General features: G+C 71.1%; 14 protein-coding genes and 1 pseudogene. 5 read left to right on the plus strand and 10 right to left on the minus strand.

Going from position 1 to position 12,892, the window contains the following annotated elements; translation table 11 throughout:
* Positions 1–12: 12 nt before the first annotated feature.
* On the plus strand, positions 13–1,194 hold the full coding sequence (locus tag PH189_RS22520; RefSeq protein WP_274191068.1) for a patatin-like phospholipase family protein: 1,182 nt from the start codon (positions 13–15) through the stop codon (positions 1,192–1,194).
* A gap of 25 nt (positions 1,195–1,219) precedes the next feature.
* On the opposite strand, the gene PH189_RS22525 is transcribed toward PH189_RS22520, so the two are convergent.
* The 4 genes and pseudogenes from PH189_RS22525 to PH189_RS30545 all read right to left on the minus strand — a co-directional run.
* Positions 1,220–2,530, minus strand: coding sequence for a serine hydrolase domain-containing protein (locus tag PH189_RS22525; protein WP_274191069.1), 1,311 nt, complete (start codon positions 2,528–2,530; stop codon positions 1,220–1,222).
* Between the two features lie 149 nt (positions 2,531–2,679).
* Positions 2,680–3,414 carry a spermine/spermidine synthase domain-containing protein gene (locus tag PH189_RS22530; RefSeq protein WP_274191070.1) on the minus strand — a complete coding sequence of 245 codons (735 nt, stop codon included), beginning with the start codon at positions 3,412–3,414 and terminating at the stop codon, positions 2,680–2,682.
* A 69-nt stretch (positions 3,415–3,483) separates the two neighbouring features.
* Positions 3,484–3,633, minus strand: a complete 150-nt coding sequence (locus tag PH189_RS30540; protein ID WP_378014892.1) for an ANTAR domain-containing protein — start codon at positions 3,631–3,633, stop codon at positions 3,484–3,486.
* A gap of 133 nt (positions 3,634–3,766) precedes the next feature.
* Positions 3,767–4,270: pseudogene (locus PH189_RS30545) on the minus strand (GAF domain-containing protein); the annotation flags it as partial.
* Positions 4,271–4,319: 49 nt separating this feature from the next.
* Between PH189_RS30545 and PH189_RS22540 the strand changes: the two are divergent.
* The 3 genes from PH189_RS22540 to PH189_RS22550 all read left to right on the plus strand — a co-directional run bounded on the left by PH189_RS22540 (position 4,320) and on the right by PH189_RS22550 (position 6,424).
* Entirely contained in the window at positions 4,320–4,904 is a 585-nt protein-coding gene (locus PH189_RS22540) for an NADPH-dependent FMN reductase (RefSeq protein WP_274191072.1), read from the plus strand.
* Between the two features lie 66 nt (positions 4,905–4,970).
* Complete coding sequence (locus PH189_RS22545; RefSeq protein WP_274191073.1) at positions 4,971–5,735, plus strand: alpha/beta fold hydrolase; 765 nt, start codon at positions 4,971–4,973, stop codon at positions 5,733–5,735.
* A gap of 83 nt (positions 5,736–5,818) precedes the next feature.
* Entirely contained in the window at positions 5,819–6,424 is a 606-nt protein-coding gene (locus PH189_RS22550; RefSeq protein WP_274191074.1) for a DUF1707 domain-containing protein, read from the plus strand.
* Positions 6,425–6,618: 194 nt separating this feature from the next.
* Here PH189_RS22550 and PH189_RS22555 read toward each other — a convergent pair whose 3' ends face one another.
* Positions 6,619–7,728 carry a glycoside hydrolase family 16 protein gene (locus PH189_RS22555; protein ID WP_337994180.1) on the minus strand — a complete coding sequence of 370 codons (1,110 nt, stop codon included), beginning with the start codon at positions 7,726–7,728 and terminating at the stop codon, positions 6,619–6,621.
* 580 nt (positions 7,729–8,308) lie between these two features.
* On the opposite strand from PH189_RS22555, the gene PH189_RS22560 reads away from it, so the two are divergent.
* Positions 8,309–9,007, plus strand: coding sequence for a hypothetical protein (locus PH189_RS22560; protein ID WP_274191075.1), 699 nt, complete (start codon positions 8,309–8,311; stop codon positions 9,005–9,007).
* A gap of 180 nt (positions 9,008–9,187) precedes the next feature.
* Here the strand turns inward: PH189_RS22560 and PH189_RS22565 are convergent, their stop codons facing one another.
* The 5 genes from PH189_RS22565 to PH189_RS22585 form a co-directional block, all read right to left on the minus strand.
* Positions 9,188–9,421 carry a hypothetical protein gene (locus tag PH189_RS22565; RefSeq protein WP_274191076.1) on the minus strand — a complete coding sequence of 78 codons (234 nt, stop codon included), beginning with the start codon at positions 9,419–9,421 and terminating at the stop codon, positions 9,188–9,190.
* Between the two features lie 416 nt (positions 9,422–9,837).
* Positions 9,838–10,668 carry an alpha/beta fold hydrolase gene (locus PH189_RS22570; RefSeq protein ID WP_274191077.1) on the minus strand — a complete coding sequence of 277 codons (831 nt, stop codon included), beginning with the start codon at positions 10,666–10,668 and terminating at the stop codon, positions 9,838–9,840.
* A gap of 20 nt (positions 10,669–10,688) precedes the next feature.
* Positions 10,689–11,498: a DUF998 domain-containing protein gene (locus PH189_RS22575; protein ID WP_337994181.1), complete on the minus strand. Its 810-nt coding sequence runs from the start codon at positions 11,496–11,498 to the stop codon at positions 10,689–10,691.
* 139 nt (positions 11,499–11,637) lie between these two features.
* Positions 11,638–11,982 carry an STAS domain-containing protein gene (locus PH189_RS22580; protein WP_274191079.1) on the minus strand — a complete coding sequence of 115 codons (345 nt, stop codon included), beginning with the start codon at positions 11,980–11,982 and terminating at the stop codon, positions 11,638–11,640.
* Between the two features lie 447 nt (positions 11,983–12,429).
* Positions 12,430–12,702, minus strand: coding sequence for a hypothetical protein (locus tag PH189_RS22585; RefSeq protein WP_274191080.1), 273 nt, complete (start codon positions 12,700–12,702; stop codon positions 12,430–12,432).
* Positions 12,703–12,892 lie beyond the last annotated feature (190 nt).

The following is a 12,892-nucleotide window of genomic DNA, read 5'->3' on the forward strand; positions in this document are numbered from 1 at the left end:
CAGGATCGGACCATGGACGGAGAGCGGGTCGGTCTGGTGCTGTCCGGATCGGCCGCGCGCGGCCCGTACCAGGCGGGAGCGCTCTCGGTCCTGATCCCGGCCCTGCTGGCGGACGGGAAGGCGCCCGTCGTGCTCCTGGGCACGAGCTCGGGCGGGATCTCCGCCACGCTGCTGGCGCAGTTCGCCGACACCGGGGCGGAGGCGGGACAGCACGTCGCGGACGTCTGGACGAGCTTCGGAGCCGTGTTCGACAACCCCTTCTTCGGCGGAGCGTCCCTGCGGGTGATCGGACGGTCGCTGCTCGGCGGGCTGATCGAACCGGTGTCCTCGCTGCTCGACACGAGGCCGCTGCGCGAGCACGCCCAGAAGGTCTTCGACCCGGCACGGGTCCGGGCCAATGTCGACGGGGGCCGGCCGCTCACCCTGGCGGTGGCGGCGACCGTCTGCCCGACCGAGGGCGCCGCCGCGCGGTCACGCCTGTTCCTGCTGGGCGAGCGACCGGCGCGACCACCCCACGACCACGCGGTCGACGTGGTCGAGGTCGAGCAGATCACCCTGTCCCACGTCCTCGCCTCGGCGGCGATCCCGCTCGCGTTCCCCCCGGAGTACGTGGCGGAGCCGCACGCCTGGCGCGGCTACTACGTGGACGGGGGCGTCCGGCTCAACGCACCGGTGGACGCGGCCCTCGCGTGCGGCGTGACCCGGCTCGTCGTCGTGTCCGGGCACTCCGTCGGGGCACCCCCGCAACCGCGACCCGTCCCGCCCGGCGCTCCTCCGGACACCGCCGCGACGGCGGCCCTCTCGGTGCGCGCCGTGCTCAGCGACGGGCTCAGCGACGATCTCCATGCCCTCGGCAGGCACAACCGGTGGCTGCGGGAGATCGAGGACGTCGTGCCCGAGGACCGGCGGCCCGGCACGCGGGTCCCCTACCTGGCCGTCGCACCGGAGGACGGCCAGCTCGCCCAGCTCGCCGCCGACGTGTTCCGGCCCTCGGCCCTGCCCCTCACCGCGAACTCGGCGATCGGCCGCATGCTCGACGCGCTCGGCGACGGCGTCGGTCGCGACGAGCTGCTCAGCCTCATCCTGTTCGACGGCGAGTACGCCCGGCAGCAGGTGGCGCTCGGGCGTGAGCGCGCCGAGGAGGTCCTCGCCCACGGCTGGCGGTTCGGGCCGCCCGAGCAGGAGGACGGCTGAGGGCCTGCCGGCCGCCTGCGCCGGCTCACCGCGTCGTCGTCGGTGCCGGCGTGGCCGGTTCGGACGAGGGCAGCTCGTAGACCTGGTCGGCCACCTTCGTCAGCAACACGTTCGCCGTCTGCCGGCCGTCGGGCCCCACCGTCAGGTTGCTCCAGATCACGATCGTCACCTGGTTGACCGGGTCGTAGCCGGCGAAGCCGTTGTAGCCCGGCATCTCGCCGAAGTGGAAGTAGAGCGGGACGTTCGGCGCGAGGATCTGGCGCTCGATGCCCAGCCCGTACTGCGTCGCGCCCGGCTGCGACGGGTCGGAGGGCTGCGGGCTGTCCAGCCACTGCCGCTGGAGGTCGGCTCCGAACACCCGGCCGCCGACCAGCGCCTGCATCCAGGTCGCGAGGTCGTCGGCGGTCGAGATGGCTCCGCCGGCCGCCGTGGCGTAGGACGAGTTCTGGTGGGTGTAGTCGACGGGCGCCAGGGTGCCCGCCCGGGCCGCGGCCACCATCTCGGGCGGGTAGGGCGTGTCCACGAGGGCGTACTCGGAGCCGCCGTACATGTAGCCACGGGAGAAGGGTTCGGGGATCGAGGTGTCCGTGGTCGCCGGGAGACTGGTCTGGGCCAGACCCTGCGGGCCGTACAGCCGGTCCTGGAACGCCTGGTTCAGCGGCCTGCCGTCGACCCGCTCGATGATGAGGCCGAGGAGGGCGTAGTTGGTGTTGCTGTAGTCGTAGTCGGCGCCGGGCGGGAACAACGGGGGGTACCGGAAGGCGATGTCCAGCACCTCCTGAGGAGTCCAGATCTTCGCCGGGTCGGCGTCGAGGGTGTCCGCGAAGCCGGGGTCGTTCGTGTAGCCGTACAGGCCGCTGCGCATCATCAGCAGCTGGGCGACGGTGATGTTCTCGCCGTTCGGCACCCCCGGGACGTACGCCGACACGGGATCGGTGAGCCGCAGCTGTCCCTCCTGCGCCAGGAGCAGCGTCACCGCGGAGGTCATCGTCTTGGTGATCGAGGCGATGCGGACGTGGGTGCCGCCCGTGGCCGCCACCTGCGCACCCCGCTGCGTCGTCCCGACGGCGGCCGTGAACTCGCCCTGTGGGGTGCGGACCTCGACCACGGCGCCGGGGATCATCAGCTCTGCGGCGGTCGCCTCGACCATGGACGTGAGGGCGGCGGGATCGATCGTCTTCACCACGCCCGACCCGTTCGTCGGCGTCGCGGCGGCCGCCGCGGTGGGTGCCGCCCCTCCGTTCGCCGAGCAGCCGGCGAGCACCAGGAGCAGGCAGGCCACCAGCCCGAGGACACGGGCTCGCGGGGGCGGCAGTGGCCGAGCGTCAGCGCGCATGTCCTGCTCCCCGGCATGGGCACCGACGTCGTTGTCGGATTCGAGAAGGTTGGCGCAGGATCGGGCACCGCCACCAGCCGCTGACCGGCCGAGCCACCGCACGTAGGGGACTCGCGACGCAGAGGCAGGACCTCGAACCTGCCCGCCCGTCAGGGCCGAGCGGCGACCCCGGCTGCGGTCGCGACGTAGACGGTGTGGGCCGCCTCGCGGTCCTGCAACGGGTTCGGGAAGCGGACGACGTGCGCCTCGGCGGTCGCGAAGGCGTCGGCCAGCAGCGCGGTGAACTCGTCGTCGGGCGGGTCGTTGGACCAGAGCGCGAACACCCCGTCGGGCCGCAGGCGAGCCGCCACGCCGGCCATGCCGTCCCGGCCGTAGAACTCGGCGTGGGCGGGATCGAGGACATGCCTCGGGGAGTGGTCGATGTCCACCACGATGGCGTCGAAGAGCCGGTCGGACGCGGACGCGTCGAACCCCGACGGGGACCGGAGCATCCCGAAGAAGTCGCCGTGCACCAGGGTGCACCGCTCGTCGGAGATCAACGACGCGGCGGCGGGCACCAGGTCCCGCCGGTGCCACTCGATCACCTCGGCGAGCGCGTCGACCACGACCAGGCGGCCCACCCTCGGGTCCGCGAGCACCGTCTGCGCCGTGTAGCCGAGCCCGAGTCCGCCCACGACCACGTCGAGGTCGGTCCCCGACACCTCCGCCAGGGCGAGACGGGCCATCTCCACCTCGGCGACGGTGAACATGCTCGACATCAGGAAGTCGTCGCCGAGCTTGACCTCGAAGATGTCGACGTCGGAGGCGGGGAGCCGCCGCCGGCGCAGCACGAGCTCACCCATCGACGTCGTCCGCCAGTCGAGCTCCTCGAAGCGAGCGCTCATCGACACCCACCCCGACTCGGTCCGGCTGACCCGGACACCACCCGCACCGTAGCCGTGCGCCCCTCGCTCTCAGCCGAGGTCGAGCGAGCGGTCGAGGACGGCACGGGCGACCTCCGTCCGCGGCCGTCGCCGGCTGCGGGCGTGGCCGCGGAGCCGGACGAAGGCCGTATCCAGGTCGAGGGCGTGGCGCGCGGCGAGGAACCCCTTGGCCTGCTCGATGACGACCCGAGCTCGTCAGCGCGTGCTCCAGCTGCTGGTTGACGGTCTCGACGTTCGTCTGGGCCCGGCGGTGCAGGATGCCGATGGCCGCGGCCGTGCCCAGGAAGTGGGCGATCCGATGATCGGTGTCCGGCAGGGGCCCGGGTGCACGACGGAACAGGTTGAGGCCACCGACGACCTCGGCGTGCCGTGCCACCGGCTCGGCATGGGCAGCGCGGAAGCCCTCGGCCCGTGCCAGGCGGGCGGACGCCGGCCAGCGGTCCACGTCGTCGTCGAGATCGGTGGAACGCACCGTTCCGCTCGCACGGACGGCGTCGAGGCAGGGGCCTTCCTTGACCAGGATCTGCAGGTTCTCGAGGTTCTCGCTGCCGCCGTGGGTGGCGGCGACGGGGACCAGCCGGCCCTGCTCGTCGACCAGCAGCACGCCGGCCGCGTCGACGTCGAGCAGTTCGACGCAGGCCGTCGTGAGCGTGTACAGCAGGTCGGCGACGTCGAAGGCGTCGCTCAAGGTGTCGGTGAGGGCGACGACGACCTCGGCGACGAGCTCGTCCCTCGTGGACCTCATGGGGGCAGTAATGGCCCGGGCGAGCAGGCGCGGGAGGGCCGTCGTGCCCGGCGGCGATCGTCCGGGGATCATCGACGGCCGATCCCGACCCGAGGACCACCGAGAGGACTGCGTACTCGCGATGAAGCTGTTGGCGATCTCGGGCAGCCCCTCGTCACCGTCGAAGACGGTCCTGGCGCTCTCGGTCGCGCTCGCGCGGGGCGCTGAGCACGACGACGTGCACACCGACCTGCTGGATCTGCGCGAGCAGGAGCTGGTGTTCAGCGACGGGCGGGACCCGGCCGACTACACCGGAGCCAGCAGGAGGGCGATCGACGACGTGGTCGCCGCCGACGCGCTCCTCGTCGGCACCCCGATGTACCGCGGCGGGTACACCGGTCGGCTGAAGAACCTGTTCGACCTGCTCCCCAACGACGCTCTGGCCGGCAAGCCGGTGGGCCTGGTGGCCACCGGTGGCACCGACCACCACTTCCTGGCGCTCGAGCACGAGCTCAAGCCGCTCGTCGGCTTCTTCCGGGCCTGGGCCGTCCCCGGAGCCGTGTACGCCAACAACACCCACTTCTCCTCGGGCGAGCTCGTCGACCGGGACGTCCGGGACCGGCTGAACGATCTCGCGGACACCGTCGTGGCCTTCGCCCGCCACATGCCCACCCTCGCGGGTGCCGCCGCTCCGCACATCCCGCGCAAGTCCGCCACGGAGGCCTGACCAGTCCTCCTCGGGCACGGTCCCCGGCGTGGCCGCACCCACACGACCGGAGCAGGATGCGGCGCCATGACGGTGGCACTGGTGCACGGCAATCCGGAGAGTGCGGCGATCTGGGACCCGCTCGTCGCCGAGCTGGCCCGCGCGGGCGTCGACGACGTCGTCCGGCTCTCCCCGCCCGGCTTCGGAGTGCCGCTGCCGGCCGGCTTCCCCGCGACCGTCATGGCCTACCGCGACTGGCTGATCGGCGAGCTCGAGCGCTTCGACCGGCCCGTCGACCTCCTGGGCCACGACTGGGGCGGGGGCCACCTCGGGACCGCACTCATGCAGCGCCCGGAGCTGGTGCGCAGCTGGGCCAGCGACGCCCTGAGCCTCTTCGAGCCGGACTACGTGTGGCACGACCTCGCCCAGACCTGGCAGACGCCCGGCGACGGTGAGGCCAACCTCGACGAGATGTTCGCCGGGACCCCCGCGCAGCGGGCCGAACGGATGCAGGCGTTCGGCATCGGACGGGCCGAGGCGCTTCAGATCGCCGGCGTGCAGGGCGACGAGATGAAGCAGGCGATCCTCGCGCTGTACCGCTCTGCCGCCCAACCGGCCATGGCCGAGCTCGGCAAGGGACTGTCGGCCCTGGCGACCCGCCCGGGCCTGGCGCTCGTCGCCACCGCGGACCCCTTCGGCGGGTCCGAGGAGTTCCGCCGACGAGCTGCGGAGCGCGCCGGCGCCGAGGTCGCGGTGCTCGACGGGCTGGGCCACTGGTGGATGACCGAGGACCCGGCCCGCGGCGCTCGCGTCCTCATCGCCTTCTGGCGCGCTCGGGCCTGGAGCACCTAGGCCGCGGCGATGGATCGACCTCTCGGCGCGCAGCGGTCCGGCCGCACCCGGCCTGAATCGAGACCCGGCCTATCATCGAGACGATGAGCGGGTCGGACTGGGGCGTTCCGCACGCCCGCGTCTCCGAGGTGGAGCGGGAACGAGCCGCCCGTCTCGTCCGGGCGGCGGTGGCCGACGGTCGGCTGACCCTCGCCGAGGGCGACAGACGCCTGGCTTCGATCGACGCGGCGGCGTACGGCCACGAGGTCCGGTCCCATACGCAGGACCTCGAAGCGCCTCCCCCGCCGGACGAGTACCGGTCGCCGGCCGCGACCGGCGCGGAACCCCGGACGTCGTCGTTCAGCCTCCTGCGGGCCACGGTCCGGCGCGGACAGTGGGCGCCGGGGCCGGAGCACTCCGTGGTGGCGTTCATGGGCGGCGTGGAGCTGGACCTCCGCCATGCCCGTCTCGATCCGCGTGGCACGACCATCCGTGTCGTCGCGATCATGGGTGGGGTCGTGATCATCGTCGGCCCGGACGTCGAGGTGCGGTGCGACGGTCGGGGCGCGATGGGAGGGTTCGCCGACCTGTCGGGTCCGCCGACGACACCACCGACGTTCGGAGCCCCATCGCTGCACGTCACGGGGGCGGCGATCTGGGGTGGCGTGGAGGTCCGCCGGCGTGACCGGGAGGCCATCCCGCCGGCTTGAGATCGTTGTCCTGACGCGACCGCGGAGATCACCCGTTGGTCCCGCCTCGGGAAAGGCTCAGGACCATTGCGTGAACGGGACGCACGACACGTGGGTTCCCGAAGTCGCTGTCCGCCGACTTGATTCGAGTGAGGCGCGATGGAGGAACGGGGCGCGTACCTTCTCGTGCCGCTGCATCATCTGATCGGAGCCAGCTACGACCACACCCTGACGTAGTCGACGACCAGATCGACAGGGAAGGTCACCTCGGGGGGCGGGGCTCCGATCGTTCCGCCCACGGCGAGGTTGAGCAGCATGAACATCGGCTGTGGCGGGTCGATGGGTACATTCGGGTCCTCCAGGGCCCAGCTGACCCCGGCGTAAGGAACGTCGTCGCGGGCGAACGCCACGCCTTCGGGTGACCAGTCCATGCGGAAGGTGTGGAAGGTGGAGTCGTTGGCGGTTCCCCCGGAGTAGCTGGTGACGGAAGGAGCGTTCCGCGAGGTGTGGACACTCGACTCCACGGCGGAGAAGCCGTAATCCTCGACCATGTCCACTTCTCCACTGCGGGGCCAGCCGACTACGGGGTAGTTGTCTCCGAGCATCCACCACGCGGGCCACAGCCCCGGGCGGCTCTCGATCTTCATTCTGGCCTCCCAGTGGCCGTATCTCTGCGCGAATCGGTCCACTGTCTTGAGTCTCGCGGAGTGATAGACGATCTCGTCTGCGTTCCCGGGTCGAGGGAGAGTCGTCCTTGTTGCGCGAATGACCAGGTGCCCGTGGCCGTCGAGGAAGGAATTGGCGCGAGACCGGGTGTAGGTTTGGAGCTCGCCGTTGCCCCATCCGCCTCCGCCGACATCGAATGCCCACCGCGTCTCATCCGGTCCCGCACCGACGGACGCGTCGCGACGACGAGGCGCGTCGGCTTCCCGCAACGCCACCGTCCGCTTCTTCGGGGTGACCTCCGCCAATACCGTTGTCCGACCACTCACCATCTCGGCGTCGGCGGGGAACCGATGCCGACCACGAGACTCACGGGGGGATGCCGCGGGCGACGCGTTGTCGGGTCGTTGCGGCGCGGTGTCGGCGAAGTGCGATCGCGATCCCCGGGCTGCCGGGCCTCCGACGTGAGCAGAACCCGCAGGACTCGCGACTCGTTTCCTTACGTGCGGCACAGGGAGGCGTTCAGTGGCCAGCGACGCCGCCGGATCGAGATCCTCGAGCAACGGTTGATCGAACCGAACAGTCACAGCGTCAGAGTTCGCCACACGCGGACCACGTGAACGTGCAGCCTCATGGCGCACGTGCGAGTTGCGACTATCCATCACCAGATCCGCGACCGTGAGCGGTGCGGACCAGTCTTGCGGAGGGTCGTCGCGCTTCCTGTGACTCGGCGACCGCCCCGGACAGGTAGGCGAACCCTCCACACCTTCGACCAACCGCACCAGCGCCCCCGAGCCTCATGGTGTTCCCGCCCTGTCGGCACCATCACCTGAGGACGCCGCTCGTTCACCGCGAGGCCGTTTCTCGACCGAGACCGCGGTGACACAGCGGTATCAGTGCATCGCCCCTGATCGTTACCTGATCAAATGTCTTCCGGGTGAAGTTGGTGCATTCGGCGGCGAGAAGACTCGTGTTCGGGTCATCACCGCGACATTCTGGACGCGGATCGATTTCAGATCGGCCGCGGATGAACGATCGCGCAAATGGCGGTGCGGTCGACCCTCGTGCTGACAATCCGGTGATCCACACAAGCGCGCCGATCTTGCTGCCTCGCGCTCACTTCTTGTCGCGGGCAGCGGACACCGGGATCGCGACGGGCGGATTCGCGGTCGGGCGAACGAGCAACGGAGCAGTCCGACCGGCCGACAGACAGACCGATCGCCGTCGGACAGGGTGGCGCAGGTGGTCCGACCTACCCAGGCCGAGACGCGGCTGTCGTGGGACGCCGTCCTCGAGCGCTCCGACCTGAAGCCCGACGTGCTGGCACTCCGAGACGCTCTCTCCGACGCGGTCGAGGAGGGTCACTGGGCCCAGGTCGCGGCGCTGCTCGACCGGACCGACGACGACCTGCCGTCCGCGCTCAACGCCAACGCTCTGCGTGTGGGAGATGCGAAGGGGATGGCTCCGCTGCACCACGCAGCGACTCAGGGGGCACACCGTGATGTCGTCGACGACCTCGTCGCGCGCGGCGCCTGGCGCACTTTGCGCACCGCGGGCGACGGGGAGACCGCCGAAGCGATCGCACGCCGGCTCGGACACACCGGGCTGGCCGAACGACTAGGTCCGGAGATCGCGACGACGCTCGACGTGGACGCGGCGGCTGATCTCGAGGTCTTCCTGCGCGCGCTGGTCGAGGTGCGGACACGGCGGCTGGGTCGGCGCTTACGGCCACCGCAGCTCGGGCCGCTGCTCGAACACCCGACGGCGACGATGTGGGTCGGGGTCCCCGGCATGTACGGGGGCTTCGCCTGCCGCTGGGCGACGAGCACGATGGAGCCGACGCTCGAGGTCCGCAGCTGGAGCCGAGTGACCGGGGGCTCGGGTCGGGCGCACCGGATCACGGTCGAGGGAGTCGAGCTCGTCTCGCGGGGGCTGGTGTAGGCGGACGGGTCGCCGACTCCCCGTCGCTCCGGGTATCACCCCGAAGCAGGGCCGGCAGTTCGCCGCGGACCGACGGCGATGCGTCCCGCGATCGCTCTGAGCGACGTCCGGTACTCGATCTCTCGTCGTCGCGGGCAGCGAGGAAGGCCGAACGATCGGGCCCTCGGGCGGCGAGGGTCCTCACCGCGTCGGCGCATAGCGCACGAGCTCCTCGTTGCTGACGGCCGGCCTGGCGCGCTCGGGGCGCTCGAGGGTGTCCTCGAAACCGATCCGGGTGTCGAGGTCGATGCGCCGGGCGTACTCCAGGACGGGCCAGGCCCCGGCGTCCTCGCCGTGCAGGATCGGTACAGGCATCAGGCCGAGCGCGGTGAGGATGCGCCGCGCCTCGGCGACCGAGATCTCGGAATCGGTCACAGTGACCTCGGCCAGGACCCGCGTCGTGCCCCGCGGCAGACCGGCCTTCTTGATGCACGGCGTCGCCGGAGGTCCGAACGCCCAGCTCCACCCCGATGCCCACCGCGTCGAGGGCAGCGCACACCCGCTGCCACCCGCTCCCGTGGACGTTGACCGAGGCGAGGGATGCACGTGGACGTTCAGCACGCCGAGCGTGGAGACTGCGCGTGTATCCCGGGCTAGCTGACGTGGCGTCACCGGCACGGCCGGGTGCGCATCGGCCGGCCGCGCTCCGTTGAGGCAGCACTGCAGCACCTCGGCGTCACCTCCTCGGACCGGTCCACGACCCCGCCGGCTTCGGCCCCGACAGCGATGCAAGCAACGTCTGCACCGGCGTTGCACGCTGCCGAACGCCAGACGGAGTCCGGAGCGCCGACCTAGTGCGAGCTCCCTGGACGGGGAGGCTGCTCCGCATCGACGAGATGGAGGAACTCCTGGATCGCCGTCACAACGGCGTCCGGGCGGTCGATCGTCACCAGATGTCCCGCATCGTCGAGCAAGGTCGGATCCGGTGCGCCGAGTCGACGTGCGAGGTCGCGCTGCGTCGCGATCCAGCCGGCACGGCCGCGGCCGGTGCCGGCCGCCCCGACGATCAGGCGCACCGCAACCCGTGGTGCGCCGCGCTCCCGATGCCAGTCCAGCACGCCGGCCTGCAGCCGACCGTGACCGAGCCACGCGTCGAGCGTCGTCCTGGCCCACGCCTGCGAGCTGTAGACCGCACGGATCATGTCCGAAGTCATCCGGTCGCGACGCCGTACCGACGTCGCCCACACCGCCACCACGCGCAACCACGGACCGAGCAGCGCCATCACGCCGGTCGCCAGGACCACCTCGGCGATGGCGCGCGCGGTACCGGTGAGGACGGCCGGCACCGGCCGGACGGCGACCTGATGGGAGGCATCGACGAGTACTGCTCCCACCACCGGTGAAACGGTTCCGCTGTCTCCGGCTCCCCCACCGGGGAGCGTTCTGGAGTACAGGTACGCCTGGACGTGGAGGCCACCCGATGAGTGGCCCACCAACAACAGCGGTCGGGGCGAGCCCGCCACTCGCATGGCCAGGCGAGAGGCGACCGCGTCCGGCGACCACGCCGCGGGGTCGCGCAGCCGGGGCGAGTCGGCCGGGTCGATGGTGAGCGTCGCGACGCCGGGGGGCAGCGCGTCGAGGACAGCGGCCCACTCTTCCGGTGCTGATCCGAGACCGGGCACGATCACGACCGTGCAGGCCCTCACGCAGGGCCCCGGACCCACCGCGAGCCGCGCCACGACACCGCGCCGATGGTCACGAGGACGCCTGAGAGCGCGAGCACCTGCACCCGTTGCACGTACCCGACGACCCCGTCCAGCCCCAACCCCAGCGTCTCCTCCACAACGATCACCATTCCGGGCCCGGCGATCAGGGGTAATCCGATCAGCATCGCCAGTTCCAGGGGTGACGCCTGCTGAGACGCAGTGCGTCCGCGAGATCGAGCCACGGCGAGCAAGACCACCGCGACGATGATCCCGCCGTTGGCAGCGACACTGGATGCCTCGTGCACGCCGAACTCGAGGGGTGTTCGCGCGGCCTCCGCCGCGGCACACGCGGGCTCGGCCGAGGGGGCGCACGCCATCGGGACGGCCACGTCGACCACGGTCGCCACTCCGAACAGCGCGAGCGCGCCACCGGCCCCGCGCACCGCCGGTACCCGACCGCACCGGGCCACCCGGAGCGCGACGAGGACGACGATGGCGCCCACGACGACATCGACGGCGCGGAAGACGCCCCCGTATGGCTGATCGAGAGCCGCCAGCTCGCTCACGAACGACCGCCCGGGATCGAGCGACGCCCCGAGGAACGGGGTCACCACGAAACAGGAGTACAGCAGCCCTGCAGCGATGGTGGCCGACCCGACCAGCCGATCACGTCGTGTCGCGGTCGCGGAACCGCTGACACGCAAGGTGGTGTCGCCGCCCTCGGCACCGACCCGAAGTGGTCCGAATCCGTCGTCGGGTCGGCGACCCGGCCTGATCACCGCACGCTCCCTCGGCACGAGGTTCACCTCCCGAGAGCAGTGGAGGAAGTCTTGATCGTCTTAGGCCTCAGCCTGACCGTGGCCCGGCGCCATTGGTCGCGGTGTCGGGGGGAGAGCAAGGCCCTGCGGAGTCCTGCCATGGCGACCCCCTCCTGCCCAGCGCTGTTCAGAGCAGACCCGCGACGGCGAGCCAGCGCCGCACTGCAGGCGCCCCGAGATGCACCAGGTGGAGCGCCACTCCTGCGCTCCGCGCCAGGCTCCGGAACTGCGACAGGACCTCCACACCGGCCCGATCACAGGACGGAACCGCGGAGAGGTCGACCACGACGACGCTGGGGTGACGATCGAACTCCCGGTGCAGGTGATGGCCGAGTTCTGCAGCGTCCGATGGCCTTAGCGCCCCCGAGACCGTGATGATGACACCGTGCGCGGCGTCGACCGGGCGGACCTCGATGAGCGCCCGCTCGTCCGACATCGTCTTCAGGGCGATGACCGGCGCGGCCCCTGACATCGGAGCAGTCACCGCGGTGGAAGGGGCGAGGCGATCTTCAGCTGTCAAAGCACTGTCTCCCGGCAACAGGCCGATGGGTAGCGATCGGCTGCTGCTGAACCGTCGCTCCCACCACTACCCGGTGATTCACCGCCGATCACGCTGCCCCGCAAGTTAGGACTGAATGCGCACGACTGCTACTCCGACTGGTCCAGTTCCGCGACGAGGGCCGCCGACAGAGAACGGGACCAGACATCGCGAGGTGACTGCCACGGCTGCCGCCATCGTGGAGGGAGTTCCGCGACCTCGAAACCACTCCTACCGCTCGCCGGGCCCTGGATCAGAACGCCCGCCGTCGCTGCACCACTTGACCCCAGATCGGCCTGGAAGGCAGTCACGGGGCGAACGATCGCTGCTGTGGGCGCAACTAGTGGTTATGGTGCTCGCCCCGGTGCAGAGACAGCGCCCCTACCCGGGGGTCTTCTCGCTCCCCACCAACTCGGCGAGCACGTCACGTGCGTCGCTGCTTCCCGCCGCGGCCAGCCGGCGGAGCTCCTCCACGTCCTCCCTCTCGCCGGCCAGCTCGACCAGGACATCGACGGCATCAGAGTTGCCGGCGTGGGCGAGCCGACGCAGCTCGGCAAGATCGCCACGTTCACCCGCGAGCTCGACCAGCTGATCTTCCGCATCGCGGTCACCAGCCGTCGCGGCCTCGCGCAACTCAGCAAGTTCGTCGTTCACGCCGCGCGCTCCTTCCGCTTGCCCCACCGCGAACCTAGACCCCGTCTCCGAGAACAAGCCGCATCAGCGCTCTCCACCACCACCGAGGGGCGAGAGGTTCGGTGGACCCGTGGACTCGAATCTGCCTCCACGGATCACGAAGTGAGTCTGGCTCCACACAGATTCCGATGGGCCACCTAGACTCTCGGCG

Source organism: Actinomycetospora chibensis (genome assembly GCF_028737215.1).
In the GTDB taxonomy this organism is placed as follows: Bacteria; Actinomycetota; Actinomycetes; order Mycobacteriales; family Pseudonocardiaceae; genus Actinomycetospora; species Actinomycetospora chibensis.